Below are 24,769 nucleotides of genomic sequence, written 5' to 3'. Positions count from 1 at the left end.
CTCGACATGTCCGCCACCGCCCTCGCCGTCGTCAAGGGCAGCTACACCATGTCGATCCGGGCTGAGTCCTGGCTTGGCGGCGTCCTCTTGGCCGACGGCATCCCGGTTGCCGACGGCGGCGAGAGCCGCGACCGGAGTCTGGCCGTGCCCGAGCAGATCTCGCTCACCGTGCCCCGGCGCGCGGGCGGCTTCGACTGGGACCCGGGCACAGACCCGGGCCACCCGCTCGCCTCGTTCGGCCAGCAGCTCCGCATCGACTACGGGGTCGACGTCGGCGGCCAGATGGAGTGGATCAACCGCGGCTGGTTCCTCATCACCTCCTCGGAGACCGACGGTGACACCGTGTCCGTGAACTGCGCGGGCCTGCTCACCCAGATCGATGAGGCCTCGCTCGTCTCCCCGTTCCAGCCGTCCAGCAGCGACACGCTCGTATCCGTCGTTCGCGCGCTGATCGAACCGGCGCTCACCGTCAGCTTCGACGGCACCCTCGTCGACCGGGCGGTCCCGCTCGGCATGCAGTTCGACTCCGACCGCCTCGGCGCCGTCACCGAAGTGCTGACCGCGTGGGGCGCTGCCGAGCGGGTCACCGAAGACGGATACCTGATGATCGAGCCGGTCTCCGACGCCGGGTCCCCGGTCCTGTCCATCACCGACAGCCGGGCCACCGGCACCGTCGTCCGCTGGGCAGGCTCCACGACCCGGGACGGCGCCTTCAACGTCGTCGTCGCCCAGGGCGAGGACGCGTCGGGAAATCAGCTTCAGGGCGTCGCCTACGACGGGGACGGAGCGAGCCCCTACCAGTACGGCGGCCCGTTCAACCCCCTGCCTGTCCCGTACGCGTTCCAGTCGTCGCTGCTGACGACGGTCGCCCAGTGCCGGGCCGCGGCGGCCGCCCAGATGAAGCTCCTGCGGCGGCAGGCGTTCCGGCGTCTCCAGGTGACGATGGTGCCGCACCCGGGCCTGGTCACCGGCGACATCCTCTCCGTCACCGGCGCCGGCCTCACCGCCGCCCGCTGTGCCATCGAGCAGTTGAGCCTGCCCTACTCGCCCGGCGAGCAGAGCCTGACCGTCCGCGTGCTGTAGGGGGTGCTGTGCCGGACTTCGCTGACACCCGGGTCTCCCTTGCGGGGAAGGGCATGGTGCGCGGCACCGCCCTGACCGCACCCTCCTCGAACGCGATCCTCGTGTCCGTCGGCGGGATCACGGTCACCGCCCGGGTCGCGGTCGGACTCACGGTCGCCGCAGGGAACATCGTGCTGATGGCCCGGCTCGGCAGCCTCTACTACGTGGTCATCGTGGTGCCGGTCGCGCCGACGTCGACTCCGGCGACGCCGCCGCCGGCCGACACCGCGCCGCCGGACACCGGGGATGCGCCGCCCGCGCCGAAGCCGACGGTCCGGACGGGCACCCTGACGTGCGTGCCGACCTCCACGGCCTGCTACCGGGACGGCAGTTGGCGCTCCGACGGCGACCCGACGAACAGTTTCGACCTTTACCAGGGCCGGTACGGCGGCTCGTCGTACGGCCGCAACACGGGCGCGGCGTTCTACGGCAGCAAGCCGCACACCCTGTCCGGTGCGACGTGCACGAAGGCCACCCTGAAGGTGAAGCGGCTGTCCGCCGGAGACTTCGCGTCCCGCTCCGCGACCCTGCGCCTCGTCTCGCAGACCAGCCGGCCGTCCGGCGCGCCGACCCTCAACGAGACCACGTCCGGGCCGTCCCTGAAGATCGGCGACTCGACGACGTTCACCCTGCCGACGAACTGGGGCCAGGCCCTGATCGACGGCACCCGCGGAGGCATCGCCATCGCCGTGTCCAGCGACGACCCGTACATCCACCTCGCGGGCCGCGGCTCCTGGTCCGCGGCCATGACCCTGACGCTCTCCTGGAGGCGATGAATGACCGCGAACACCTCCAAGGGCATTCCGTACCCCCAGAGCACGGACCACACCCGGCTCTGGGAGCACATGCAGAACCTCGCCACAGGCGTCGACGGGGTGACCTTCGGCAACGTCGACCGGCAGGTGTTCACCGCCTCCGGCACGTGGACCCGGCCCGCGGGCGCGATCCGCGTGTTCGTCCAGGTGCAGGCGGCCGGGGGAGGCTCCGGGGGCGTGGCAGCCACCAGCGCCGGACAAGCAGCCTGCGCACCCGGCGGCTCCGGCGGGGAGTACGCCGAAGGGTTCTTCACTCCAGCCGCGACGGGCGCAACCGTCGCCGTCACCGTGGGTGCGGGAGGAACCGCCGGAACGGCCGGCGCCAACGCAGGCGGAGACGGAGGCGGCAGCCAGTTCGGCTCCCTCATCACCTGCACCGGCGGCACCGGATCCGCGGGCGGGACCGCCTCGTCCGCCACCTCGATCGGCGCGCCCAACGGGGGCACCGGCGGGACCGGCGGGGACTTCCGCGTCGCCGGCGGCGACGGCGGAAACGGGCAGACCGTCGGCGGCGTGCCCGTGAAGTACAACAGCGGCGGCTACGCCTTCCTCGGCGGCGCCCGCCGAGCGTCCGGCGTCGCGGCCACCACCACGACCGGCTTCAACGGCTACCCGTACGGCGGAGGAGCGTCCGGCCCGGCCAACGGCGCCAGCCAGTCCGCCGTCGCCGGCAGCACCGGCGCCGGCGGCATCGTCATCGTCACCACGTACACCGCATAGGAGTTGGGCATGCCCCTGCAACCACCGGAGACGTCCACCAGCGAGGTCACCTGGACGGTCAACGGCCGCCTCAGCGACAACTCGATCACGTCCTTCCAGGTGCGGGTCACCGTCGAAGGGCCCCAGGCGGAAACCGAGGGCGACGCCTGCCTCCAGGCCCTCGTCGACACCCTCGGCGCCCGGTTCGTCGGCGTGACCGGGACCAAGGGGTACACGTCGTACGCCACGCGCGCGATGACCCCGTCGTGACCGTCTACGTCTGCTCGCTGAAGTCGAACGTCCCGCAGTCGATTCCCGCAGACGGCGCCTATCACGTCGTCCGGTTCCCGTTCGGCGGCGCGGAGCCGTCGGACTCCTGGAACATGCACCAGGTCCAGCAGCCTGACGGGGCGGCGGTCTCCAACTGGCAGACCAGCGACCGGTCCGGACTCATCTGGCCGGCGCGGCAAGGGTGGGGCGAGCTCCACGCGATGATCCAGTGGGAGGACGGCGCGTACAGCGAGCTCCGCGACCAGTTCGTACGGGACCCGCTCGGCCTCACCGACAACCCGGTCGACACCACGGCGACCGACCACCGGCCGCCCAGCCCCGGCATGCAGTGCTTCACCAAGAGCCACGGCATCTTCGTCTACCCCGGCACCCCGATCGCGCTCCGCGTCGCCCACAACGACGGCCAGGCCCGCGACGTCGTCCTCGCCGAGTTCAAGCTCGCGATCCACGTCTGAGGGAGACGCCGTGGCACCCGGCCCGTACGACCGGCCGCCGTCCGACTGGCCGGGCCAGGAGACCGACGGCCTCGTCGAGCTCACGCCCGACATCTACTTCGGTTGGACAGACGAGCCCAACCCCCTCTTCTGGCACCGGTGCGCCGCGCTGGCCGACGTGCCCGAGGAGCGCACCGTCCACGGCCCGTGGGTGGCTGCCGGCACGGGCGCTCACACCCTCGTGTCCCGCGACCCGCTTCACCTTGAACCGAGCCTGCTGTGGCGCTGCTGCGACCTGCACGGCTTCGTCCGCAACGGGGTCTGGATCCCCGCCTGATCACCGAAGGAAGGAGTACCGACGTGCGCCTTCTGTGCTGCCACTGCCGCGAGATCACCGAGCTCGCCCCAGATGCTGAACCGCTGCACGCCTGCCCGAACTGCGGCTCCACAGCGGTCCCCGCGGACCTCGACGACACGGCCACGGTGACGCTCACCAACCACGAGCTCCGGATCCTGTGCATCTGGGCGAGCAACTACGCCGAGGCCATCAAGAACTCCCCGGGCAGTGAGGACAGCCCCAAGGTGATCTACGGGATCCTCGACCACCTCAGCACCCAGACCGACGCCGCCCTGTCCATGCGTCAGGAGATGGCCGACCTGCGGGGTGCACTGCCCGGCTCCACAGTCACGGTCTACCGAAATGGCGAGGGGACGGATATCTGATGGCACGCCACGACCCGACCGAGCTCGCGAAGGCCGCCTACGCGGCGTACGGCGGTGCCACCGGCGGCAAGAACTACCGAGGCCTGCCGATGCCCTGCTGGGAGGACTTGACCCCGGTCATCCAGACCGCGTGGGAGGTCGCCGCCGAGGCGATCGCCCGCCGCGTCCTCGGGCTCGACAAGGCGGGCCCGCCCGCGCTCCCGAAGAGAGGGGCACCCCGGTGACCATCCACGGCATCGACGTCTCCAACTACCAGTCCGAGTCGTACGGCCTCACTGGCGTCGAGTTCGTGATCGTGAAGGCCACGCAGTCCACGAACTACGTCAACCCCCGGCACACGGCGCAGGTGAAGCGGGCCCGCGACAACGGCCGCGTCGTCGGCCACTACCACTTCCTCGTCGCGGGCAACGTCCAGGCCCAGGCCGAGTACTTCCTCACCCACGCCGCCCCGAAGGCCGGCGAGCTCCTGGCCTGCGACTGGGAGACGAACCCCGCCAACGGCACGCTGCCGAGCACCGCGGAGAAGGACGTCTTCATCCGCGCGGTGAAGCGGCTCCGGCCGGACAACCGGGTGTTGCTCTACACCGGCCAGAAACTGTGGTTGGCCAAGGACACCAGCGGCTACGCCGGGGACGGTCTGTGGATCGCCCAGTACAACGGACGGCCCGGCCAGCCCGCCATCACGGCGCCGTGGCTGATCCACCAGTACACGTCCACTCCGCTGGACACCAACGTGGCGAACTTCGCCAGCCGCGCAGAGATGGCCGCGTGGGCGGCCGGACGGGAGGCCGAAGTGGCCCTGACCGATGCAGAGATCCAGAGGGTGGCCGACGCGGTCGTCGCCAAGCTGATCGCAGGCGGCGGCGTGCTGGAGGGCACCGACCTGTCCCGGATCTGGGGTGCCGACGTCGTACCCGCCGCCCGGCCGCCGTACAACAACCCGGACTACTTCAAGGCCGACGGCAAGACGCCCGACAACACGGCCTGGACGGCCGGGTACGCGCAGCAGACCCAGGTCGAGGGCATCCGCGAAACGCTCGCCCGGGTCAAGGCCGTCCAGACCGCGCTCGCTGCGCTCGACCCGGAAGCGCTCGAAGCCGCGCTCGTGGCCAAGGTGGCCGGCCTCCAGATCACCGTCACCGCACCGAAGGGAAGCTGACATGAAGCTGCCGCGCTACGCGAAGGCGATCGTCGCCGCGGTGGTTGCTGGCGCCGGGTCGCTGGCCACCGCGCTGAACGACGGGACCCTCACGGCGGCCGAGGGCGTCACGGTCGTCCTCGCCGTGCTCACTGCTCTCGGCTTCACCTGGGCGGTCCCCAATCGGCCGCAGCCGCCCGAGGCGTGAGGGCCGCGGCGCGCCGCGCCGCAGCACCCACGTCAGCACCATTCGAGAGGGGGCCCTGTATGGCGGATGACCCGACCTTGGGAGAGGTGATCAGGACCATGCAGGCCCTCAACGCGCGGTTGGACCGGTTCAGCGCGCCGGAGGTCTACCAGTTCCAGCACGAGCAGCTCCTCGCCGAGATCCGCGAGATCCAGGGGGAGCGGGCGGCGGAGAAGCAGGCCCGGGACGAGAAGGAGCGCCGCGAAGAGGAGGCCAGGCGGGAGCTGGAGGCGAAGCGCCAGGCCGACCGCCGCCTGATCTTCTCGGTACTCCTCGCGCCCATCGTGGTCCTCCTCCTGCAGCTCTACCTGAGTGCCCGTCTGGCGGCCGGGTGATGAGGCGACACGCGACGGATGAGCAGGCCCGCCGTGAGCGGCGGCGCGGCGACCTTCGCTGGGCGGCCCTGGTCTTCGCTCTCGGCGCTCTTCTGACCGCGGTCGTCGTGGGCGGCGTGTGGATCGCCGGACAGCTGCGCACGGCCAACCAGGCCCGGGACGCACTCGCCCTCCAGGTGCAGCGGCTCGGCGCGTCCCCGGTCGCGGGACCGCCGGGCAGCCGCGGCGAACCCGGCCCCAGCGTCACCGGGCCGTCCGGCCTGCCGGGCCCGGCAGGACCGTCCGGAGCGCCCGGCCGCGACGGCAGGGACGGCCGTGACGGCGCCGATGCGACCGGCCAGCCGGGCAAGGACGGCGCCGACGGGGAGCCCGGTGTGTCCGTGACGGGCGCCCCCGGCGGGGCCGGACCCACCGGGCCGGCCGGGGCGACCGGAGCGCAGGGCCCGGCGGGGAAGGACGGCAAGGACGGCGCCGACGGACGGGATGGCCGTGATGGTCAGACGTGCCCGGACGGCTACAGCCTCCAGCAGTCCCCGGACGACGCCGACGCGCTGGTCTGTCGCCGCGACGACGCCCCCGCGCCTCAGCCGGACAGCCCGAGCCCCTCAGCGCCCATCGCCTTGGGCATGCCCGCGCTGGACCCGACCCGGCGTACCTGGATCTGAAGGAGCGACATGGCGATCACCTCCAGGGCCAAGCCCTCACCCACTCCATCGCGACGCTCGAACATCGGTCTCGCCATAGTCGTCGCGGCCGTCGTCGCTGTCGGACTTGCCCTGGTCCTCCTGAACGCTCAGCAGCAGGAGCGGTTGGCCACGGTCCGCCAGACCCAGGTCAGCGGCCAGAAGACCGCTACCGGCCAGCGCACCGACCAGACACAGTTGACGTGCGTGCTGTGGGCCCTGCTCCGCGAGGAGAACTCGAGGAAACTCACGCCCGACGTACAGAAGGCGGCCGACCGCATCTGTGCGGGAGTCCCGACCCCCGCACCCAGCGGCTGAACCGCTGGCCGAGCGCCCCTGCCCCCGCCGCCTTCGTGCGGCGGGGGCTTTCGTGCGTCTACAGCTCCCGGTCGCCGCTCTCAGGGCGGGTGTCGGCAAGCTCGATCCCTCGCAGGCGTCGTAGCCATCGCGTCAGCGCGTACAACGCGATGGCGGCCCCTCCGCAGGGCTCCCAGACCTCTGTGACGAGTGCCGTCAGGCCGCCGTCATCCACGATGTAGACCGCCTGTGCGCCGACCACTGTCGTGATGAAGGAGTTCGTACGGGACTGCACGGACAGGAGCCAGTCGACGGGGCGCCAGGCGGGCCGGGCCAGGTCACTGGCACGCATTCGCAACGCGGCGAAGACGAATTCGAGGGCCAATACCAGCTGCCGCGTGGCGGAATGCGTCACGCCGTCCTCCGGCGACCCGGCGAGTACAGCGGTCCAGTCGCGACCGAGGTGTGGTCGCTGTGGCCCCGCGAGGCGGGCAGCCAACGCGGTGGCGCCCAGTGCGGCCGCTCGGCGGCGGGGGATGTGCAGCACACCTGCCGTTCGGGCGGCTGCAGCAACGGCCTGCGGTGTCCAGCGCCTCCTGCGGGTGATGCGCTCTACACGCACGTCCTGCACCATCGGCACTGGCTCGCTGTGCCGCGGTTCCCGGCCCGGAATCCGATCCGCAATCCGCATCACCCGCGCGGTGGCGGTGAAGGTATCCGTGTCCACCGTGAATCTGACGGTGTTCGCCCTGAATGCGCCCGAGCCCAGGAGATTCTCGACGCGAGGAGCCCGGAGGGCGTTGAAGAGAGCAAGTTGCTCGTCTGGCGTGAGTTGGTGCCACGCGTCCTGGGCACTGTCCACGAGCAAAAGTTGGCGGATCACGCGTTCCCCCCGGCGAGGCCGAGGCCAAATCGGCGGGACCTGCGAGTCTCAAGCGCCTCGGTGGCATGTCGCCGACCCATGCCGGTGAGTTCATAGAACCGGCGCGCGGGTCGGCCGGGGTGGGGGCCGGTCTCCTCCCGGCTTGTCAGCCAGCCGCGTTCGGAGAGCCGATCGAGGATGGGGTACACGGTGCCGGGGCCGAGGTCGGCGTCGCGGCAGATGCTGAGGCCCCAGGCCGGCGCATCGTCCGTCGCGGAGAGCAGTGCCTCCAGGACGGCGATGGTCGGCTTGGTGAGCCGGATGTTCGCCATGTCCTCAGTGAAGCATGTATCGAGTACGAGCATCAAGCGTATATCGAGATAGATACACGTGCTGGTGATGGCGCGACAAAAATCTGATGTCCAGGGCTGGTTGCACGGCTACCGTTGACGCGTCCAGGTGCGAAGGCAACGGCTACTTCTCCTGTAAAGAGGGAGACGCGGGTTCGAATCCCGCTGCTGGTCTCGGCCAGTGTCGTCTAGCGGCCCAAGACGCCTTGTCGCCGTCGCCGAACTTGATCTCTGGACCTCAGGCCTGAGCCGCCCGCCACGGGGGAGTAGCGGGCGGCTCTGCTGCGTCCGTTCAGTCGGCGAGCGGCAGCCGGTAGAACGGCTTGTCCTTGCGCGGCTCGACTCCGAGTGCCGTGTAGAAGTTCAGAGCCGCCGGGTTGTCCGCGTCGGCCGTCCACTCCAGGCGCGAGCAGCCGGCCACCTGCCCGGCCTGCTGCACAGCCTCCATGAGCTGTCCGGCGACACCGCCGCGGCGGTGGTCCTCGCGGACGAAGAGCTCCTTCAGGAAGATGCTGGTGTCTGCCCCGGCGGCCGGCCAGAGGAAGCTGTACGAGGCGAAGCCGAGGACCTCGTCTCCCTCACGCGCGATGAGGACGGTGGCCACGGGCTGGGGGCCGAAGAGCGCGGCCCGGATCTGGCCCGGGTCGGCTGGATCGGCCGGGCCGCCGTAGTACGCCTCGACCTCGCCGAGCAGGCCGGAGATGGCGTCGACGTCCGCCTCAGTCGCCTTCTCGATCCTCACTGTTGCCGCCCCTCTCTGCGGCGGGCAGCGCCAACACCTCGCGCAGCACCCGCACTTCCGTCACCGCTCGTGCCTCGGGCACCTTAGCTGCCACGTCCCGGGCGCGATAGATGATCAGTGACGATCGGTGCTGGTCGGGCAGGCCGACGACGGTCTGCGTGGCGAGGGCGGCTGCCCCGGCCGGGTCGCCGTCTGTGGCGAGGCACATCGCCTGGTCGAGGCGGATGAGGGCGCGGTCGGTGCGGTCGGTGGCTGGGTAGAGCTCCAGGGCGCGCGCGTGTTCCTCGGCTGCCCGGGTGGTCTCGCCGAGGTGGGTCCAGGCGTTCCCGGAGTGGAAGCGGAGCTGGCTCTCGCTGTATCCGAACGCTGATCCGATCTGTTCGGTGGCGGGGAGCCGTTCGAGCGCGGTCTCAGCGGCATGGAGTGCGGCGGCGCTCTCCTCGCGAGCGCCGAGAACGGCGTGCGCGCGAGCTTCGAGGGGCGCGGCGAGTGCGGGGCCGACGCAGGGGAGTCCGCCGGCCAGATGTTGGGCGCGGGCGGCGAGTTCGACGGCGCCGAAGAGGTCGCCGCTGTAGTACCGCTCGTAGGCCTCTTGGGCGTAGATCCAGGAGAGGGTGGCCCGGTCCTCGGCGGCGGATGCTGCCGCGCGGCCGGTTCGCCACCATGCCCGGGACCGGTCGTCTCCGAGCTTCAGCAGGGTGAGGGCCATCAGCCCGGCGAGGCGGGCGGCCGCGATCGTGAGGGTCTTGCGGGCGGCGGCAGGGTGCCGGTGGTTCAGGAGGAGGCGAAGGTCCTGGAAGTCGCTGACGAGCTCGGGAAGCAGTTCGCCCTCCGGCCGGTAGCGGGTCGCGCGGCCGTGACGGGCGACGGTGAAGTCCCACTCGTCGAGCCCGGCTTCGGTCATCGGGCCGGCGGCTAACGCTTCGCTGAGCCCGCGCTGCAGCGAGTCGACCTGGTCCAGGACGCCGGTCCCGGGCCGCTGCTGCGCCAGGGCGACGAGTAAGCCCTCCCCGCCGAGAGCCCGGTCGAGTGTGGCGGCGATGTCCGTGGTTGGGGAGCGCTCGCCGGACTCCAGGTACGACACGTAGCTCTTGCCGCAGGAGGCGAGTTCCGCGACGTCTCGCAGCGATCGGTTGCCACGCAGTCGACGTAACGCCTGCCCGAAGGTCTCGCTCATGGGGTGGTCCCTCTGTCCACGGCGTCCACGGTGTCCACTCGGTTGTGGACCCTTGTGGACGCGCATGTTCTGGTGCCTGACGGTCCGTTGGGACAACGCTAGCGGCATGCGCTGGCGCCGTCAGCGAAACGGACATTGGCCCTAAGTCGAACCCGGCGGCCGCGCGAACGGCCCCGGGGGTGGGCAACGCTCGAACCGGAAAGGGAGCGTCGACATGACAGAGAGTAGAGCGTCGGGAGGCGGACGCGAAGCCCCCGCGAAGATGACGGTCCGCGTCTACACCGTTAGCCGTACGGGGGTCGTGACCCGGCCGCGGGCCACGGTAGTCGTGCCGAACGACTACCGGCCGCCGCTGGAGCCGATCGGCACGCAGCTCCCGCCCTGCGCGTGCCCGATCCACCGCGCGGGAGCCGGCCGATGAGTCCCGAGACCCAGGACGACGTCGCCGTCGTGGATGTCGTCAGCGCGCGGCAGACGGTCGCCCTGCTTCTGCCGCTCCCGGACGAGCCGCTTGCCGGGCTCGACGTGGACGCGTTGACGCTGACGCTGCGCGGGCACATGGACCGGCTGATCCCCGAGGTCGAGAGATGGGCCGGCCGACTGCACCGGGACGACGTTCCCCGGTACTGCGCGCTGGCCTGCGTCGGTGAGGCCCGGGGCAAGCTCCGTGCCCGGCCGAACTCGGGTCCGGGCGGGGGCCTGGCGTACGCGCGGAAGTTGGCGCGTTCCCTCGCCGCACTGTGCGACCACTTCGAGACGCTGACCGGCCAGGTCATGTGCGTCGCCTGCGACCGCCCGATCCGCCGGACCGACGACGCCGTCCCCCTGGACCAGGTCAGCACCTCCGGGGGCGCGATCACCGCGCGCGTGCACGCCGACTGCGCCGACGCGCCGCGCCCCCGCCGCTAGTTCGGCCGCCCGCCCCGGCGCACGGGGCCCTATGGCGGCCGATTCGGGTCAGGGCCGCACCCACAGACCCCGCCTCGTCGAGGAATCGGAAGCCTCGCCCCGGTGGGAAACCGTCCCGTCGCAGGTCCCGGAAGACCTCGGCGGGGCGGCCACGCTCCCGTCCCGGGCCCCAGCCCTGGACAGGTCAAGCCCCGGGGCGGGAGCACCCTTCAACAAAGGAGAACCCCTGTGACCATGGCACTTGAGCGTCCCGTGGACCTCACAGAACCGACCACGCTCCTCCTCCCGGAGGTGGCCGGCCAACTGATCAACCGCATCACGACCGACCACCCGGAGATCAGCGTCGACCTGGCGCGCCGGATCGTCGGTCAGACCGCGGCCTTCATCGCCGCGTCCGGCCGCCAGCCGGGACAGAGCCTCGCCCCGAGCGCCCTGGTCGACATCGGCTGGCACGCCTTCCTCCTGCACACCGTCGACTACGCGGCCTTCTGCGAGCGGGTCGTCGGCCGCTTCGTGCATCACGTCCCCACCGACGACGGCCAGGAAGCGGCCGGTGAGGTGCAGCAGACCAGGAAGCGGACCATCGCGGCCATCGAGGCCGCCGGCTACGCCGTCGATTCGGAGCTGTGGCCGGACATGGCCGACTGCACCCAGTGTCACGCCGGTTGCACGAACAGCCCGAACACCGGCAAGAAGTAGTACCCCCTGTGCAAGACTCCAGCCGCCCGGTGCCACCACCGGGCGGCTGGCCCTACGAGCGGAGCGGAACGTGGCGGAGGCAGCAATCGCCTGGGACACCTACTCGCAGCAGCGGCCCGACCGGCGTCTGGTGAATGCCCGGGGCGAGACGACCTGGTTCAACTGGACGCAGTACTCGGACCACGGACCAGGCGTCGAACTCCTCAGGGCTCCGGACGGCGCCCTCGTGTTGGACCTCGGCTGCGGCAGGGGAGGAAATGCCGCGCACCTGGCGGCGATCGGCATGCGCGCCGTCGGAGTCGACATCTCGCCCAGGCAACTGGAAGCCGCGCGCGCCCGGTGGGGTGACATGCCAGATCTGGAACTGCTCCAGGCGGACGCGCTCGACTTTCTCCACCGCCCGGGCCCACTGTTCGATGCGGTGTACTCGGTGTACGGCGCGCTCTGGTTCTCCGATCCTGCACAGATGCTGCCGGCTATCCGGGACCGAATCCGTCCAGGCGGAACGATGGTGTTCTCCCAGCGCCCCCCGGTCGAAGGCTGCTACGGATGCCAGGCCTCGTACATTCCGCGCGGCGACGACCAGGACCCCGCCGTTGTGAAGCGATGGGACTACGAGCCGGACGTCTGGGTGGACCTCCTCAAGGTGCACGGGTACACCGACGTGCTGGCCCGGGTGCTCCCCGCGCCCCCGGGGCCCAAGACTGTGGGAACGCTGATCGTCCAGGCCTGGCGTTGACCGGTCAGTCGACGATGACGGAGACCCGGGTGTCGAGCGCTGCGGCGATCCTCAGGAGATCGCTGTACCGGGGGTCGCTGGTGCCCGCTTCGATGCGCTGGAGGGTGCGCCGGTCAAGGCCGGTGAGCTCGGCGAAGGACTCCTGAGTGTGGTCGGCGTTCAGCCGTAGGCGACGGACGCGGTCGCCTAAGTCGCGACGCCTGTCGATGATCCACTGAGGCTGTTCGCGAGGCACTAGACAAACTTGGACACCCCATGATCACATGTCAGCGTCAGGCCTGTCGCATTTTGCGATCATGAGCGGGAAGTTGAGTAGCAACTACCCATGGATGATCGCGAGCTGATTGCCAGTCTCGCGCTGGGCACCCTTCGGGGGTCCGGTGATCGGCATGACCCTGCAAGCCCCCGGCCCGTCGGCGTCCCGGAAGACGCTGGCGGGCCGGGTCTGTTCGGATCGTGTTCGAAAAATCTTGGGCATATGCCTGCCGCACACTTCCCACGGGGCCCCGCTTCGGCAAGACTCCTGTACGTACCAATGAGCCCCGCTGGTGCGTGGAGGCCCGGAAGACCTCTCGCACTAGCGGGGCTCTTTGTGCTTCGGCCCGCCCTAGGTACCTGCCTGGCGGCCCTCTTCGGATGCCGACCGCCTCAACGCGCCCTCCCACCTGCGGGTTTGGCAGAACCCTCTGTATAGGTGTTTTCTGTCGGTCGAAGACGTCGAGGCCCGCTCCGGCGAGGGTGCCCGCGTGCAGCGCGTCGGCGAGCGCGTCCTGGTCGATCAGGGCGCCCCGCGAGGTGTTGACGACGAACGCGGTCGGCTTGAGCAGCGCGAGCCGTTCGGCGTTCAGGAGATGACGGGTCGCGTCGTTCAGCGGCGCGTGCAGGCTCACGTAGTCCGACACGCGCAGCAGTTCCTCCAGTTCGACATGGCGGGCGCCGAGCCGGGCCTCCGTCTCGTCCGACGCGCGCGTGGGACCGGCGTACACCACGCTCATGTCGAACGCGACCGCGCGCCGCGCGACCTCCTCGCCGATGTGACCGAGCCCCACGATCCCGAGCGTCTTGCCGGACAGCTCCGTGATCGACTGCTGGAGCCGCGGCAGCGCCCAGTCCGCCTCGGTCAACGCCGTGTGCGCGGGCACCAGTTGCTTGGCCAGGGCGAGCATGAGGGCGAAGGTCTGCTCGGCCACGTTCTGCTTCTCGGCCCCGCTGGAACCGATGTTGCACACGGGCACGCCCCGCCCGCGGGCCGCGTCCAGGTCGACGTAGTCGAAGCCGTGGCTCGCGCACTGGATCAGCTCCAGGTCCGGCGCGGCGGCGATGTGTTCGGCGGTGACCGGGCCGAGGCCGGTGACGACGACATGCGCCTCGCGCAGCGCCGCGGGATCCTCGTCCGTGGCCTCCACGACGGTGACGCGGGCCTGCCCCGGGAAGAGGGTGGCGAGCGCCGCTCCGGCCGTTCGGCCGCCCACGTGCGGGGAGACGACGGCGAGCACGTTCTTCGTGACGGTCATGCGGTCTCCTCGATGAGGTCGTCGGGTCCGAGCGAGGCCGGGCGGGCGTGTCCGGACAGGGCGAGGGTCAGATCGAACTCGGCCAGCAGACAGCGGACGACGTGTTCGACGCCCGCCTGGCCGTCGAGGCCGAGACCGTAGGCGTACGGACGTCCGACGAGCACCGCCCGCGCCCCGAGGGCGAGTGCCTTGAAGACGTCGTCGCCGGTGCGGATGCCGCTGTCGAAGAGCACGGTGAGCCGCTCGCCCACCGCCGCGGCCACGCGGGGCAGCGCGTCGGCGGCAGCGACGGACCCCGCCACCTGCCGGCCGCCGTGGTTGGAGACCACCACGCCGTCCATCCCGGCCTCTTCGGCCTTGCGGGCGTCGTCCGGGTGCAGGATGCCCTTGAGGACGATCGGGCCGTCCCAGTTCTCCCGCAGGAAGGCCAGATCCGGCCAGGTCTTGCCGGGGTCCGCGAACATGCTCACGAAGTGCATCACGGCCGCGTTCGGGTCCTCGTGCACCGGCTTGGGCAGACCAGCCTGGAACGCCGGATCGGAGAAGTAGTTGGCGGTGCCCACGCCGTGCAGGAACGGCAGGTACGCCTGGTCGAGGTCGCGCGGGCGCCACGCCAGCAGCGGGGTGTCGAGCGTGACGAACAGCGCCGTGAACCCGGCCGCCTTCGCCCGGTCCAGGAAGCTGCGGGTGACCTCGCGGTCCTTCGCCCAGTACAGCTGGAACCAGCGCTCGCCGTCGCCCATGGCCTCGGCGACCTGCTCCATGGGGGTGCTGGAGGCGGAGGACAGGATGTAGGGCACGCCCTGCGCGGCGGCGGCCCGCGCCGCGGCGCACTCCGCGTCCGGATGCATGATCGACAGCACGCCGATCGGCGCCAGCGCGAGCGGAGCGGGCAGCGGCCGGCCCAGCACCTCGACGGACAGGTCGCGTTCGTGGACGTCCCGCAGCATGCGCGGCACGATCCTGCGCCGGGCGAGGGCGGCGCGATTGGCCCGCGCCGTGCTGCCGTCGCCCGCGCTCCCCGCCACATAGCCGACCGGGCCGGGGCCGAGCCGCTGCTCGGTCAGCTCCTCCAGCCGCGTCAGATCGGTGGGCAGCCGCGGCACGGCGCCCGTCATCCCGTTCAGATAGATCTCGTACTGGAAGTCGGCCCAGTGCTTCGCCATCCGTACGTCCCGCCTCTCGTCCCCAAGACCGCGCTGTACGAGGTCGATCCTGGCGAGGGTGACAAGTCCCGTCCACCGTGGTGCGCACAACGCGCGGCTGGAATCATCACGGTGTGACAAACAAGCCCTCCGAGGTCCGCGAACGCGTCCGGCAGGACATGGTGGCCGACCCGCGTGTCGTGGAGGCGATCGTCGCGGCGGTGCACGAACAGGTGCCGGTGTACGCGGCGCTCGACGACAGCCGGCTGCCCGAGGTGCGGGCCATCGCGGCCTGGGGCCTGGAGCGGCTGCTCCACCTGTGGGCCACGGACAGCACCCTGGGACCGGCCGACCTCCGGCGTTTCCGGGGCATCGCCTCGGCCCGCGCGGCGGACGGGCGCCCGGTGCAGGCGGTCCTGCGCGCCTACCGGGTCGCGGGCACCGTCCTCACGGACGAGGTCGCCGCCCGCGCGCCGGGCCTGGGCGCCGCCGACGCGTTCGCGCTGGCCCGCATGCTCCTCGTCAGCCTCGACACCCTCTCCGAGGAGATGGCCACCGCGTACGCCGCCACCAGCGAGGACCTGACCGGTGACCGGACGCGGGCACTGCGGCTGCTCCTCGACGACCTGATCGCCGGGCGGCACGCCTCGGTGGGCGTGCTGGCCGACCGCTCCGCCAGGCTGGCCGTCCAGCTGCCGGACCCCTGCTGCCTGCTGGTGGCCGAGCCGGCAGCGGCGGACCGGCCCGATCCCGCGCACGGCACGGCGACGGACCTCCTCGACCCCGCGCACGGCACGGCGGCGGACCTGCTGGACGCGCTGGCCCCCTCCGGCGGCGAGGTGACGTCGCTGGCGACGGTACGGGGCTCCCGCGCCGTCCTGCTGCTGCCGCTCGCCGCGTCGGCCCGTGCCGGGGCGGTCCTCGGCGAGCGTTCCTGGCGCGGGTGCGTCGTCACCGGCGAGGGCCTTGACCGGATCGCGCTCGCGCACCGGCTCGCCGCCGACGCCCTCGACACCGCCCCGGCCCACGCCCACCGGTCCGGACAGGTGCTCACCGACGCCGACGCGCAGGTCCTCGCCCTGCTCGGCGGCCGCCCCGCGGCCGCGCCCGACCACATCGCGCGGCTGGTGCTCGGACCGCTCACCGAAGCCGCGCAGCGGCATCTGCTGGACGCCCTCACGGCGTACATCGACTCGGGCTCGGCGAACGCCGCCGCACGGGCCCTGCACCTGCATCCGCAGTCCCTGCGCTACCGCCTGCGCCGCGTGCACGAACTGACCGGCCGCGACCCGCGCGACCCCTGGCACCGGCTCACCCTGGACATCGCCCGGACGATCCGCGACTGAGGCTCGGAGGTACCGGGGCCCCGGTCACTCCTCGTCGGCGGACGGGTCCTGAGCCCCGGTGTCCGGGCCCTGCGCGCGGACGCGCTGGACATGCTCCAGCGAGTCGCGCAGTTCGCCCAGCCAGTCGTCGGTGTGCCGCTGCACGAGACGCACGCACCAGGCCAGGGCGTCGCTGCGGCTGCGGGCGACCCCGGCCGCGACGAGCGTGTCCAGAACCTGACGTTCCGGCTGGCGCAGCCGGGTCATGACGGGCGCGGCGACATGGGTGAACAGGGCGCGTTCGGTGCCGCACTCCACGCCCCAGGAGACCTTCTTGCGGAAGCGGTGCTCGGCCTCCCGGGCCACCTCCACGCGGTCCTCGCGGGTGCGCTCGCGGAACTCCTGGATACGGGCCAGGAGCGCCGCCTCCTTCTCGGCGTCCGAGGCGCCTTCGGCGAGCCTCGGCTCGGGGATGCGGCCGACGACGGTGATCTCCTCACGGTCGGCCGTCACCTCGGTCAGGCTCTCGAAGAGGTCGTCGGGCAGGCGGCCGGCGAACCAGCCGCGCAGCTTCTCGCGTTGCTCCGATGTAATCATGTAATCACCATTACTCGCTCCCGGATGCAATGCAAGGGGTGCCGGAGAAGTCCGCCGACAGCGGAAGTCGAGGCGGCATGCCGGTTCAAGCGGAATGTTTCAGGCCTATTGCTGAGCCGTGTCTTTCCGGCCAGCCGACCGTTGGCGGTCATCGGCGGGCGCTCAGTTACGGGCTTCACGCGTTCGAATTCTGTGACTTCGAGCCACTGATTCAATACTCAAAGTTACCGAAACGTGAGGGGTCGATGTGTGTTTCCTGTGCGTTCTCGGCAGACTCGCGCTCGCCGAACCGGCACCGACCGAGCCGGTCTCGCATTTCGAATCGAGCGGAAGGATGCACACAATGCCGAACACCGCGCGTTGGGCAGCGACTCTCACCCTGACGGCCACCGCCGTCTGCGGCCCCCTCGTCGGATCCGCCCACGCAGCCCCCTCCGGGCTCTACGCCCCCTCCGCCCTGGTGCTCACCACGGGCCACGGCCAGACCGCCGCCGCCGCGACCCCGGAACGTGCGGTCACTCTGAACTGCGCCCCGACGGCCTCCGGGACCCATCCCGCCGCGCCGGACGCCTGTGGTGAACTCCGGGCGGTCAAGGGCGATCTCAACGCGTTGACGCCAAGGAACGACGTCTTCTGTACCAGGCAGTACGACCCCGTGGTCGTCACGGTCGAAGGCGTCTGGCAGGGCAAGCGCGTCTCGTACGAGCACACCTTCGCCAACGAGTGCGTGAAGACCTCCTACGGGATGACGGTCTTCGCGTTCTGAGGGACCGGGATCGCGTGGCCGTCGTGAACATGGACCGGGATCTGTAGCTGGGGAGTGCGGACCCCGTCACGAAGCGCCATGTGATTTCGCACCGAGGGCCGGTCAGACGGAGTGGGGCCGTCGACCGGCCTTCGGCATGTCCGCGTGCAGCCGAAGCCTCCGCGCTGCGGTGCCTCCGTGCCGCCGACGCCTCCGCGACGCGGTGCCTCCGTGCCGCCGAAGCCTCCGCGACGCCGGTGCCTCCGTGCCGCCGAGTCCGTGGCGCCGACGGCCGATGCCTCCGCGATGCCGGCGTCACCCGCCGCAGGGGCGCCACGGCGGACGCCGGCCGTGCCGGAAGCCCGTACCCGTGCCCTACCACGCCGGGGCGCGCCGTGTGCCGCACGGCCCACCTCCGTCACCGGTCCGGGTCACCCGGGATGCCGGTGCGGCCGGGGTGGAGTAGCGGTGGAGCATGGGTGCACTCCTCGAATGGGACCAGCGGCTGTTCACACGGGTGGCCACCGCACGGGTGCCCGGAGCCGATCCGGCCCTGCGCCGGCTCAGCCACGCGGCCAACCACGGCCGTCTGTGGCTCGGCACGGCCGCCGGACTCGGCCTCGTCGGCGGTCCGGCCGGGCGCCGGGCGGCGCTGCGCGGCCTCGGCTCGCTGGCGCTGGCCTCGTTCACCGTCAACACGCTGGTGAAGTGGAGCGCCCGCCGCCCCCGCCCGCTGCTGGAAGGCGTCCCCACGATCCGGCGCCTGGCCCGTCAGCCGCACACCACCTCCTTCCCCTCGGGACACTCCGCCTCCGCCGCGGCCTTCGCCACCGCCGTCGCCCTGGAGTCCAGGCGCTACGGCCTCCTGGTCGCGCCCGTGGCCGCCGCCGTCGCCTTCTCGCGGGTCTACGTGGGCGTCCACTACCCGGGAGACGTCCTCGCCGGTGCGGCCATCGGCGCGGGCGCGGCCGCCCTCACCTGCCGCTGGTGGCCGCCGCGTCCCGTTCTGCCGGAGCGGGAGCGGCCCGCCGCGCGCGCGCCCGCGCTGCCGCACGGCAAGGGGCTGGTCGTCGTCGTCGACGAACCGGCCGGTGCCGCGGTGCCCGAGGTGCCGGGGTCGCGCGCCCGGCGGCTGCGCGCCCTGCTCCCCGGGGCCGAGGTGATCGAGAAGGGCCCCGGCGACGACCTCGTGGAACTGCTCGCCATGGCGGCCGACCGGGCGGTGGAGGCCGGCGGCGCGCTCGGTGTCTGCGGCGGCGACGCCGGGGCCGGCGCCGCCGCGCGCGCGGCGGCCGGCCGGGGTCTGGCCCTGGCCGTGTTCCCCGCCGGGGTCGCCGACCGTTTCGCGCTGGACGTGGGGGTGCCGGACGCCGAGGACACCGCCCTCGCGGTCGTCCGGGGAGAGGCGGTGCAGGTGGACGTCGGCGTCGCCCGCGCGGGGACGGGGGAGGACACCTGGTTCCTCAACGAGTTCAGCATTGGCCCCTACCCCGAACTCGCCCGGCTGCGGGCGGACTTGGCGCGGCGCCGACCCGCCGCGCCGACGACGGCCCTCGCGCTGGTCAAGGCGCTCGGTGCCGCCAGCCCGGTCGAGGTGAACGTCAACGGCAGGCCCCGGCTCCTGTGGCTGCTGCTCGCGGGCAACGGCCGTTACGTTCCGGAGGGGCTGACCCCCGCGTTCCGGCCGCGGCTGGACGACGATCTGCTCGATGTGCGCCTGGTCGACGCGCGCCACCGCCTCGCCCGCACCCGCGCCGTCGTCGCCGCGGCCCTCGGGACCCTGGAACACTCGCGGGTCTACGAGGCCGAGCGGGTTCCCTGGCTGGAGCTGGACGGCGTCGTCGGCACGGACACCCTCGCGTTCGACGGTGAACCGCGGCCCGGCGCCGCCGCTTTGAGGCTGGAGAAGGAGTACCGCGCCCTGGTCGTGTACCGGCCGGTCCGGGGGAGGGGCGAGGCGGTCCGGGATGCGGGCGGGGCCGCCGTGGGGGCCCCGCGCCGGGGACGGGGGAGGGGCCGCCGTCTCCCTGCGGACGGCGGCCCCTCGGCCTGAAGGTGATCCGGCGTCCCCCGGTCACTCGGGGACGACCGTGATCGGCGTTCCCCGGTCACATGTGGACGACCGGTGCGGCGTCCGGGTCCTGGGCCGGGGTGCCACGGCGGTAGAGCACGAGCGCGAGGAGCGCTCCGGCGGCGAAGAAGCCGGCCGACCACCAGAAGGCGGTGGTGTAGCTCTCGATCGTCGACTGGGCCTGGACCAGCTTGTCCGTCGCGTCCTTGCCCGCGAGGTAGCTGGTCGCGGCGCTCGCGGCGAGCGTGTTCAGCAGCGCGGTACCGATCGAACCGCCCACCTGCTGCATGGTGTTGACGGTCGCGGAGGCGACACCCGCGTCCTCGGGGGCGATCCCGCTGGTGGCCAGCGACATGGCGGGCGGCATCACCATGCCGAGACCCGCGCCGATCAGCAGCAGCTGGGGCAGGACGTCGGTCGAGAAGGACGAGCCGATGCCGATGCCGGTCAGCCAGGCCATGCCGATCGCGGCGACCGCGAAGCCCGCGGGGATGACGGCCTTGGGCCCGATCCGGGGCACGAGGACCGTGGTGGAGACCTGCGCCATGACCATGAGGGCGGCCATCATCGGCAGGAACGCCACACCCGTCTTGGTGGGGCTGAAGCCGAGGTTGAGCTGGAGGTAGTAGGTCAGGAAGAGGAAGACGCCGAACATGCCCGCGCCGGTGATCAGCACCGCGAGGAACGAGGCGGCGCGGTTGCGGTCGAGCAGGACGCGCATCGGCAGCAGCGGGTGCGCGGCACGGGTCTGCCACCAGGTGAACGCGGCCAGCAGGACGCCGCCCGCGACGAGGAAGCCCCAGGTGGCCGGCGAACTCCAGTCGTGCGTCTCGGCGTTGGAGAAGCCGTAGACCAGGGAGAAGAGACCGGTGGAGACCAGCAGGGTGCCCGGCAGGTCCAGCTTGGAGTTCGCCGCGTCACGGTGACCGCTCAGCAGGACCCAGCCGCCGGCGAAGGCCACGACCGCGAAGACGAGGTTCACGAACAGCGTCCAGCGCCAGTCGAGCGCGTCGGTCAGGAGGCCGCCGAGCAGCAGGCCCACGGCGCCGCCGGCGCCGGCGATCGCGCCGTACACGCTGAACGCCTTCGCGCGTTCCTTGGCGTCGGTGAACGTCGTGTTCAGCAGCGAGAGGGCGGCCGGTGCGAGGAGGGCGCCGAACACACCCTGCAGGGCGCGCGCGGTGACCAGCATCCCGAAGCTGGTGGAGGCGCCGCCCAGGACGGAGGCGGCGGCGAATCCGGCGACCCCGATCAGGAAGGCGGGCTTGCGGCCGAAGAGGTCCGCGATGCGCCCGCCGAGCAGCAGCAGGGACGCGAAGGCCAGCGAGTACGCGGTGACGATCCACTGCCGGTTGCCGTCGGAGAATCCGAGGTCCGCCTGGGCGGAGGGCAGGGCGATGTTCACGATGGTGGCGTCGAGGACCACCATGAGCTGGGCGATGCCGATGATCGACAGGATCCACCAGCGCCGCTTCGACGAGGGTGCGGACGCCGGGTCCGCGGCACCCGCGCCGGCGCCTTTGGTCAGGGTCTGGGACATGGCAGAAGCACTCCAGGGAGGTGGCTCGTTACGTGTACGTAAACGAAACGGTTTCGTACACATCGACCTTCCGACCATAAGCCCCGACCGAGCGAAACGGCAACGTTTCGCTAGCCGACCGGGTGTGACGTGCGTCCCATACGCGTCCCTAGACTGGGGAACGAGAGCCCGCAGGCACCCTCACGAAGGACCGATGCGCCATGTCCGCCGAAGTCACCGCGGGTACGGGGACGTACCTCACCTTGGACGACGGCCGCCCCGCCGTCCGCTTCAGCCGCGTCTACGACCACCCCGTCGACCGCCTGTGGCGGTTCATGACCGACCCGGACGCGCTGGCCGCGTGGTTCCCCTCCCGCGCCGAGATGGAGCTGCGCCCCGGTGGCACGATCGCCTTCAGCGGCGATCCGCACATGCCCGAGTCGACCGGGCGGGTCCTCGACGTCGGGCCGCCCCGGCATCTCTCCTTCGAATGGGGAGGCGACGAACTGCGCTTCGGCCTCGAAGCGCTCGACGACGGGCGCACCCGCTTCACGCTCACCGACGTGCTCGCCGAGCGGAACACGGCCGCCCGCAACGGCGCCGGTTGGGAAGTCTGCCTCGCCGCTCTCGACCGGGCGGTCGGCGGTGGACCGGCCGAGAGCCCGCGCGCCGGCGGCATGAAGGCCTGGAGGGAGATCTACGAGGACTACGTCGGGGCGGGTGTCCCCTCGGGTGCCCCGGTGCCGGCGACGGACTGACCGCTCAGGCGAGCTGGCGGCGTACCAGTTCGTGCAGGCGTCCCGTCGTGTCCGCGAGCAGTTGCGCGGGTGGGCCCTGCTGGGCGATCCGGCCGTTCTCCATCACGATGACACGGTCCGCGTCCAGCACCGTCGACAGCCGGTGCGCGATCACCACCCGGGTGGCGTTCAGGGCCTTGGTGCTCTCGATCACCGTGCGCTGCGTCGCGTTGTCCAGGGCGCTGGTCGCCTCGTCGAAGAAGAGGATGCGGGGCCGCCGTATCAGCGCCTGGGCGATCATGAGGCGCTGGCGCTGGCCCCCCGAGATCGCGCCGCTGCCCGCGACGAGCGTGTGCAGCCCCATAGGCATCCGCCTGATGTCCTCGCCAAGACCCGCCATCTCGGCCGCCTCCATCGCCTCCTCGGGCGTGTAGGCCCCGGTGCCGCAGATGCAGTCGAGGACCGACCCGGTGAAGGGCTGCGCGTGCTGGAGCACCACACCGCACTGACGGCGTACGGCGGACTGGTCCAGGGCCGCGAGATCCTGGCCGTCGTACAGCACGCTGCCCGACACCGGCCTGTCGAAGCCGATCAGCAGCCGCAGCAGCGTGGACTTGCCGCAGCCGCTCGGGCCCACGACCGCCACGAACTCGCCCGGCCGGACGGCGAACGACACGTCGTCGAGGACGAGCGGACCGTCGTCGGAGTACCGGAACGACAGCCGTCGCGCCTCGATCGCGCCGGACAGGACACCGGGACGCGTACTCGCCCCGCGCACCTCGGGCGTCGCGTCGAGCACCGGCCGGATCTCCTCGAACATCGGCAGCGCGGCCGCCGCGGAGACCAGCGCGCCGGTGATCTGGGTGACCGACGTCAGCAGCATCGTCAGCGACGTGCTGAAGGTGAGGAAGTCCGCGGCCGTCAGCGAACCGCGCGCCGGACCCGCCAGGAGCATGAACATCAGCAGGGTGCACAGCGGCAGATACACCGCGCCCATCACGGTCGTCAGGTTCTTCACGCGGCCGACGCGCTGCTGCAGTTCACGGCTGCGCGCGAACTCGCCCGCCCAGGCCGCGTACGCGTAGTTCTCGGCCGCCGCGACCCGCAGCTTGGGCAGCCCGCGCAGGGTCTGGAACGCCTGGTTGTTGAGCTTGTTGCCCAGCGCCACCAGACGGCGCTGCCCGCGCACCTGCCACAGACCGAGACCCAGGAACACGGCCGCGACGACCACCAGCATGCCGATCGCGGCCAGAGCCATCGGCACGCTGTACCAGAGCAGCAGGCCCAGGTTCATGGCGCCGACCGTGCCCGCCTGCGCCAGCGTGGGGCCGACCCCCGCGAGCAGACGCCGGATCGCGGAGACGCCCATCGCCGCACTCGCCAGCTCGCCGGTCGAACGGGCGGCGAAGAACGAGGTCGGCAGTCTCAGCAGCCGGTCCCACACGGCCGGCTGGAGACTCGCCTCGATCCGGCCCTCCATGCGCAGCAGCGTGAGGTTCTGCAACAGCATGAACGCCGCCGACACGACGCTGGTGACCATCAGCGCGAGACACACCTGCACGATCAGACCGTGCTCCGCCTTCGGGACGTAACTGCCGAGCACCCGGCCGGTCGCGATCGGCACCAGCGCGCCGATCGCCACGGTCACCAGAGCGCTGACCGCGAGGTTGCGCAGATCCCCGCCCGCGCCCGCCAGGCAGAACCGCAGCAGCCGCAGCGGGCCGAGCCCGCGCTCGGGCAGCGGGCGGTAGAACATCACCGCCCGCGGCTCGAACTCCGAGGCGTTGGCCTTCTCGACCGGCGTCTCCCGACCGGACGACGGCTGTACGGCGACATAGCCACCGCGCCGCCACAACAGCGCCACCGGCGCACCGGACACCGCCCGGCCGCCCACCAGCGGGCCGATGTCGTCACGCCACCAGCGCCCGTCGAGCCGCACGGAACGCGTCCGTAGCCGTGAGGCGAGCGCGATCCGCTCGACGGGGTCGAGCCGATCGCTCTCCGTCCCGCTTCCCGCCCGCTCGGCCAGGGTGATCCCCGCCGCGCGGGCGACCAGCTCGCAGGCCGCGTACGTGGCGTCCGCCTCGGCCGCGGTCGGGCGGTTCTCCGACCGTCTGCCGATCGAGGCGAGCAGCGTGCGGTCGGCCCGGTCACGGACGGCCTCACCGGCCTTGATGCCCGCCGCCGCACGGTCCTCGTGGCCGGCCTCCAGCTCCTCGATCCAGCGGTCGAGCGTGGACAGCAGCCGGTACTGCTGGTCGACCATGCTCTGCCAGACCCCGGAGTCCATCAGCAGATCGGCCGCCGCCTCGGCCCCGTACAGCGAGCCGTACTGCACGCTTCCCGGCGGGACCCGCATCCAGAACACGTCGTCGTCGGTGGGCGCGGGCGCGTGCTCGGCGGCCGTCGGCGCCTGGAAGAGGACGGAGAGACCGCGTCCGACGCCGAGCGCGAGGGCGTGCTCCAGCGGGCTGGACGCGGGCGGCACCAACTGCGGGTTGCCGTAGGCGTCGTACGACCACGTCGCCGTGCCGGCCTGTTCGTACAGTTCGCGCAGCCCGATCCGGCGCAGCTCGCAGCCGCGCAACGGCCGTCCCACCAGCGTGTGCTGAGGGCCCGTCACCGGACCGAGCAGCAGGGAGCCCGCTTCGAGCCGGCCGAGGTGATGCCAGTGGCCCTCCTCGGCCGCGTCGACCGCGAACAGGTCCATGGCACCCGCGACCACCAGCCACAGGACCTGCGGACCCTCCAGGTCCAGACGGGTCAGGCCCGCGCCGCCGACCGGGGTACCCATGCCGCCCAGCGCCCCGAGCACCACGTCCTGCCCGTGGACGCCTTCGTGAACCGTGGTCAT

At 71.8% G+C, this 24,769-nt stretch carries 30 protein-coding genes and 1 pseudogene; 21 read left to right on the top strand and 10 right to left on the bottom strand.

Translation table 11 applies throughout. From position 1 onward, the window contains the following. Positions 1 to 6: 6 nt before the first annotated feature. Genes ACFYYF_RS02630 through ACFYYF_RS02570 form a run of 13 tightly spaced genes read left to right on the top strand, consistent with a single transcriptional unit; the run spans position 7 to position 6,805 of the window. Entirely contained in the window at positions 7 to 1,083 is a 1,077-nt protein-coding gene (locus tag ACFYYF_RS02630; RefSeq protein ID WP_388770574.1) for a DUF5047 domain-containing protein, read from the top strand. A gap of 8 nt (positions 1,084 to 1,091) precedes the next feature. Then, a complete protein-coding gene (locus ACFYYF_RS02625; protein ID WP_388770572.1) occupies positions 1,092 to 1,898 on the top strand; it encodes a hypothetical protein in 807 nt (268 codons plus the stop codon). Then, entirely contained in the window at positions 1,899 to 2,657 is a 759-nt protein-coding gene (locus ACFYYF_RS02620; RefSeq protein ID WP_388770570.1) for a hypothetical protein, read from the top strand. It abuts the gene before it with no gap. A gap of 9 nt (positions 2,658 to 2,666) precedes the next feature. Continuing rightward, the gene (locus ACFYYF_RS02615; RefSeq protein ID WP_388770567.1) at positions 2,667 to 2,906 is read left to right on the top strand and encodes a hypothetical protein; all 240 of its coding nucleotides are present in this window, start codon (positions 2,667 to 2,669) and stop codon (positions 2,904 to 2,906) included. After that, the gene (locus ACFYYF_RS02610; protein ID WP_388770565.1) at positions 2,903 to 3,382 is read left to right on the top strand and encodes a hypothetical protein; all 480 of its coding nucleotides are present in this window, start codon (positions 2,903 to 2,905) and stop codon (positions 3,380 to 3,382) included. Before ACFYYF_RS02615 ends, ACFYYF_RS02610 begins: the two co-directional genes overlap by 4 nt. A gap of 10 nt (positions 3,383 to 3,392) precedes the next feature. Further along, entirely contained in the window at positions 3,393 to 3,698 is a 306-nt protein-coding gene (locus ACFYYF_RS02605) for a hypothetical protein (RefSeq protein WP_388770562.1), read from the top strand. 23 nt (positions 3,699 to 3,721) lie between these two features. Further along, entirely contained in the window at positions 3,722 to 4,084 is a 363-nt protein-coding gene (locus ACFYYF_RS02600; RefSeq protein ID WP_388770560.1) for a hypothetical protein, read from the top strand. Continuing rightward, a complete protein-coding gene (locus tag ACFYYF_RS02595; RefSeq protein ID WP_388770558.1) occupies positions 4,084 to 4,308 on the top strand; it encodes a hypothetical protein in 225 nt (74 codons plus the stop codon). Before ACFYYF_RS02600 ends, ACFYYF_RS02595 begins: the two co-directional genes overlap by 1 nt. Next, on the top strand, positions 4,305 to 5,243 hold the full coding sequence (locus tag ACFYYF_RS02590; protein WP_388770556.1) for a glycoside hydrolase family 25 protein: 939 nt from the start codon (positions 4,305 to 4,307) through the stop codon (positions 5,241 to 5,243). Before ACFYYF_RS02595 ends, ACFYYF_RS02590 begins: the two co-directional genes overlap by 4 nt. Position 5,244: 1 nt before the next feature. Next, the gene (locus ACFYYF_RS02585) at positions 5,245 to 5,430 is read left to right on the top strand and encodes a hypothetical protein (RefSeq protein ID WP_388770553.1); all 186 of its coding nucleotides are present in this window, start codon (positions 5,245 to 5,247) and stop codon (positions 5,428 to 5,430) included. Positions 5,431 to 5,489: 59 nt separating this feature from the next. Continuing rightward, positions 5,490 to 5,804 carry a hypothetical protein gene (locus ACFYYF_RS02580; RefSeq protein WP_388770550.1) on the top strand — a complete coding sequence of 105 codons (315 nt, stop codon included), beginning with the start codon at positions 5,490 to 5,492 and terminating at the stop codon, positions 5,802 to 5,804. Continuing rightward, positions 5,804 to 6,469, top strand: coding sequence for a collagen-like protein (locus ACFYYF_RS02575; protein ID WP_388770547.1), 666 nt, complete (start codon positions 5,804 to 5,806; stop codon positions 6,467 to 6,469). Before ACFYYF_RS02580 ends, ACFYYF_RS02575 begins: the two co-directional genes overlap by 1 nt. A gap of 9 nt (positions 6,470 to 6,478) precedes the next feature. Beyond that, positions 6,479 to 6,805, top strand: coding sequence for a hypothetical protein (locus tag ACFYYF_RS02570; RefSeq protein ID WP_361684337.1), 327 nt, complete (start codon positions 6,479 to 6,481; stop codon positions 6,803 to 6,805). Positions 6,806 to 6,863: 58 nt separating this feature from the next. Here the strand turns inward: ACFYYF_RS02570 and ACFYYF_RS02565 are convergent, their stop codons facing one another. The 4 genes from ACFYYF_RS02565 to ACFYYF_RS02550 form a co-directional block, all read right to left on the bottom strand. Then, positions 6,864 to 7,646 carry a hypothetical protein gene (locus ACFYYF_RS02565; protein WP_388770544.1) on the bottom strand — a complete coding sequence of 261 codons (783 nt, stop codon included), beginning with the start codon at positions 7,644 to 7,646 and terminating at the stop codon, positions 6,864 to 6,866. 17 nt (positions 7,647 to 7,663) lie between these two features. Then, entirely contained in the window at positions 7,664 to 7,978 is a 315-nt protein-coding gene (locus ACFYYF_RS02560; protein WP_388770542.1) for a PadR family transcriptional regulator, read from the bottom strand. Positions 7,979 to 8,288: 310 nt separating this feature from the next. Further along, positions 8,289 to 8,738 carry a GNAT family N-acetyltransferase gene (locus ACFYYF_RS02555; RefSeq protein ID WP_388770539.1) on the bottom strand — a complete coding sequence of 150 codons (450 nt, stop codon included), beginning with the start codon at positions 8,736 to 8,738 and terminating at the stop codon, positions 8,289 to 8,291. Continuing rightward, complete coding sequence (locus ACFYYF_RS02550; RefSeq protein ID WP_388770537.1) at positions 8,716 to 9,915, bottom strand: helix-turn-helix domain-containing protein; 1,200 nt, start codon at positions 9,913 to 9,915, stop codon at positions 8,716 to 8,718. Before ACFYYF_RS02550 ends, ACFYYF_RS02555 begins: the two co-directional genes overlap by 23 nt. A gap of 214 nt (positions 9,916 to 10,129) precedes the next feature. Between ACFYYF_RS02550 and ACFYYF_RS02545 the strand changes: the two genes are divergently transcribed. The 4 genes from ACFYYF_RS02545 to ACFYYF_RS02530 all read left to right on the top strand — a co-directional run bounded on the left by ACFYYF_RS02545 (position 10,130) and on the right by ACFYYF_RS02530 (position 12,262). Beyond that, positions 10,130 to 10,336 carry a hypothetical protein gene (locus tag ACFYYF_RS02545; RefSeq protein ID WP_388770534.1) on the top strand — a complete coding sequence of 69 codons (207 nt, stop codon included), beginning with the start codon at positions 10,130 to 10,132 and terminating at the stop codon, positions 10,334 to 10,336. After that, positions 10,333 to 10,824: a DUF6415 family natural product biosynthesis protein gene (locus ACFYYF_RS02540; RefSeq protein ID WP_388770532.1), complete on the top strand. Its 492-nt coding sequence runs from the start codon at positions 10,333 to 10,335 to the stop codon at positions 10,822 to 10,824. Before ACFYYF_RS02545 ends, ACFYYF_RS02540 begins: the two co-directional genes overlap by 4 nt. Positions 10,825 to 11,052: 228 nt before the next feature. Further along, entirely contained in the window at positions 11,053 to 11,523 is a 471-nt protein-coding gene (locus ACFYYF_RS02535) for a glycine-rich domain-containing protein (protein ID WP_388770529.1), read from the top strand. A gap of 70 nt (positions 11,524 to 11,593) precedes the next feature. Then, positions 11,594 to 12,262, top strand: a complete 669-nt coding sequence (locus ACFYYF_RS02530; RefSeq protein ID WP_388770527.1) for a class I SAM-dependent methyltransferase — start codon at positions 11,594 to 11,596, stop codon at positions 12,260 to 12,262. A 4-nt stretch (positions 12,263 to 12,266) separates the two neighbouring features. Here the strand turns inward: ACFYYF_RS02530 and ACFYYF_RS02525 are convergent, their stop codons facing one another. From ACFYYF_RS02525 to ACFYYF_RS02515, 3 genes and pseudogenes are all read right to left on the bottom strand, one after another. Next, positions 12,267 to 12,497: a helix-turn-helix transcriptional regulator gene (locus tag ACFYYF_RS02525; RefSeq protein WP_388770524.1), complete on the bottom strand. Its 231-nt coding sequence runs from the start codon at positions 12,495 to 12,497 to the stop codon at positions 12,267 to 12,269. A 466-nt stretch (positions 12,498 to 12,963) separates the two neighbouring features. Next, positions 12,964 to 13,776: pseudogene (locus tag ACFYYF_RS02520) on the bottom strand (2-hydroxyacid dehydrogenase); the annotation flags it as partial. Beyond that, positions 13,773 to 14,942, bottom strand: coding sequence for a lactate 2-monooxygenase (locus ACFYYF_RS02515; protein ID WP_388770521.1), 1,170 nt, complete (start codon positions 14,940 to 14,942; stop codon positions 13,773 to 13,775). The pseudogene ACFYYF_RS02520 and the gene ACFYYF_RS02515, both read right to left, overlap by 4 nt. A gap of 113 nt (positions 14,943 to 15,055) precedes the next feature. Here ACFYYF_RS02515 and ACFYYF_RS02510 point away from each other — a divergent pair, with 113 nt between their 5' ends. Further along, positions 15,056 to 16,267: a PucR family transcriptional regulator gene (locus tag ACFYYF_RS02510; protein ID WP_388770518.1), complete on the top strand. Its 1,212-nt coding sequence runs from the start codon at positions 15,056 to 15,058 to the stop codon at positions 16,265 to 16,267. A 24-nt stretch (positions 16,268 to 16,291) separates the two neighbouring features. Here ACFYYF_RS02510 and ACFYYF_RS02505 read toward each other — a convergent pair whose 3' ends face one another. Next, positions 16,292 to 16,843 carry a hypothetical protein gene (locus ACFYYF_RS02505; RefSeq protein WP_361675325.1) on the bottom strand — a complete coding sequence of 184 codons (552 nt, stop codon included), beginning with the start codon at positions 16,841 to 16,843 and terminating at the stop codon, positions 16,292 to 16,294. Between the two features lie 343 nt (positions 16,844 to 17,186). Here ACFYYF_RS02505 and ACFYYF_RS02500 point away from each other — a divergent pair, with 343 nt between their 5' ends. Then, on the top strand, positions 17,187 to 17,609 hold the full coding sequence (locus ACFYYF_RS02500; RefSeq protein ID WP_361675322.1) for a protease inhibitor: 423 nt from the start codon (positions 17,187 to 17,189) through the stop codon (positions 17,607 to 17,609). A 454-nt stretch (positions 17,610 to 18,063) separates the two neighbouring features. Then, positions 18,064 to 19,641 (top strand): phosphatase PAP2 family protein, encoded by a 1,578-nt coding sequence (locus ACFYYF_RS02495; RefSeq protein WP_388770515.1) that lies wholly within the window; start codon positions 18,064 to 18,066, stop codon positions 19,639 to 19,641. A 55-nt stretch (positions 19,642 to 19,696) separates the two neighbouring features. Here ACFYYF_RS02495 and ACFYYF_RS02490 read toward each other — a convergent pair whose 3' ends face one another. Further along, entirely contained in the window at positions 19,697 to 21,199 is a 1,503-nt protein-coding gene (locus tag ACFYYF_RS02490; RefSeq protein ID WP_388770512.1) for an MFS transporter, read from the bottom strand. Positions 21,200 to 21,399: 200 nt separating this feature from the next. Between ACFYYF_RS02490 and ACFYYF_RS02485 the strand changes: the two genes are divergently transcribed. Then, positions 21,400 to 21,936, top strand: coding sequence for an SRPBCC family protein (locus tag ACFYYF_RS02485; RefSeq protein ID WP_388770510.1), 537 nt, complete (start codon positions 21,400 to 21,402; stop codon positions 21,934 to 21,936). Between the two features lie 4 nt (positions 21,937 to 21,940). Here the strand turns inward: ACFYYF_RS02485 and ACFYYF_RS02480 are convergent, their stop codons facing one another. Continuing rightward, on the bottom strand, positions 21,941 to 24,769 hold the full coding sequence (locus tag ACFYYF_RS02480; RefSeq protein WP_388770508.1) for an NHLP bacteriocin export ABC transporter permease/ATPase subunit: 2,829 nt from the start codon (positions 24,767 to 24,769) through the stop codon (positions 21,941 to 21,943).

Origin of the sequence: Streptomyces sp. NPDC001914, assembly GCF_042891215.1 — a bacterium.
In the GTDB taxonomy this organism is placed as follows: Bacteria; Actinomycetota; Actinomycetes; order Streptomycetales; family Streptomycetaceae; genus Streptomyces.
This window is presented reverse-complemented; position numbering and strand designations above follow the sequence as displayed.

What these genes read in the sequence shown, in the direction of transcription:
- ACFYYF_RS02630 (WP_388770574.1), top strand. Translation starts at nt 7, where the DNA reads ATGTCCGCCACCGCCCTCGCCGTCGTCAAGGGCAGCTACACCATGTCG.
- ACFYYF_RS02620 (WP_388770570.1), top strand. Translation starts at nt 1,899, where the DNA reads ATGACCGCGAACACCTCCAAGGGCATTCCGTACCCCCAGAGCACGGAC.
- ACFYYF_RS02615 (WP_388770567.1), top strand. Translation starts at nt 2,667, where the DNA reads ATGCCCCTGCAACCACCGGAGACGTCCACCAGCGAGGTCACCTGGACG.
- ACFYYF_RS02595 (WP_388770558.1), top strand. Translation starts at nt 4,084, where the DNA reads ATGGCACGCCACGACCCGACCGAGCTCGCGAAGGCCGCCTACGCGGCG.
- ACFYYF_RS02585 (WP_388770553.1), top strand. Translation starts at nt 5,245, where the DNA reads ATGAAGCTGCCGCGCTACGCGAAGGCGATCGTCGCCGCGGTGGTTGCT.
- ACFYYF_RS02580 (WP_388770550.1), top strand. Translation starts at nt 5,490, where the DNA reads ATGGCGGATGACCCGACCTTGGGAGAGGTGATCAGGACCATGCAGGCC.
- ACFYYF_RS02575 (WP_388770547.1), top strand. Translation starts at nt 5,804, where the DNA reads ATGAGGCGACACGCGACGGATGAGCAGGCCCGCCGTGAGCGGCGGCGC.
- ACFYYF_RS02570 (WP_361684337.1), top strand. Translation starts at nt 6,479, where the DNA reads ATGGCGATCACCTCCAGGGCCAAGCCCTCACCCACTCCATCGCGACGC.
- ACFYYF_RS02560 (WP_388770542.1), bottom strand. Translation starts at nt 7,978, where the DNA reads ATGGCGAACATCCGGCTCACCAAGCCGACCATCGCCGTCCTGGAGGCA.
- ACFYYF_RS02550 (WP_388770537.1), bottom strand. Translation starts at nt 9,915, where the DNA reads ATGAGCGAGACCTTCGGGCAGGCGTTACGTCGACTGCGTGGCAACCGA.
- ACFYYF_RS02545 (WP_388770534.1), top strand. Translation starts at nt 10,130, where the DNA reads ATGACAGAGAGTAGAGCGTCGGGAGGCGGACGCGAAGCCCCCGCGAAG.
- ACFYYF_RS02540 (WP_388770532.1), top strand. Translation starts at nt 10,333, where the DNA reads ATGAGTCCCGAGACCCAGGACGACGTCGCCGTCGTGGATGTCGTCAGC.
- ACFYYF_RS02515 (WP_388770521.1), bottom strand. Translation starts at nt 14,942, where the DNA reads ATGGCGAAGCACTGGGCCGACTTCCAGTACGAGATCTATCTGAACGGG.
- ACFYYF_RS02505 (WP_361675325.1), bottom strand. Translation starts at nt 16,843, where the DNA reads ATGATTACATCGGAGCAACGCGAGAAGCTGCGCGGCTGGTTCGCCGGC.
- ACFYYF_RS02500 (WP_361675322.1), top strand. Translation starts at nt 17,187, where the DNA reads ATGCCGAACACCGCGCGTTGGGCAGCGACTCTCACCCTGACGGCCACC.
- ACFYYF_RS02495 (WP_388770515.1), top strand. Translation starts at nt 18,064, where the DNA reads ATGGGTGCACTCCTCGAATGGGACCAGCGGCTGTTCACACGGGTGGCC.
- ACFYYF_RS02490 (WP_388770512.1), bottom strand. Translation starts at nt 21,199, where the DNA reads ATGTCCCAGACCCTGACCAAAGGCGCCGGCGCGGGTGCCGCGGACCCG.
- ACFYYF_RS02485 (WP_388770510.1), top strand. Translation starts at nt 21,400, where the DNA reads ATGTCCGCCGAAGTCACCGCGGGTACGGGGACGTACCTCACCTTGGAC.
- ACFYYF_RS02480 (WP_388770508.1), bottom strand. Translation starts at nt 24,769, where the DNA reads ATGACCACGGTTCACGAAGGCGTCCACGGGCAGGACGTGGTGCTCGGG.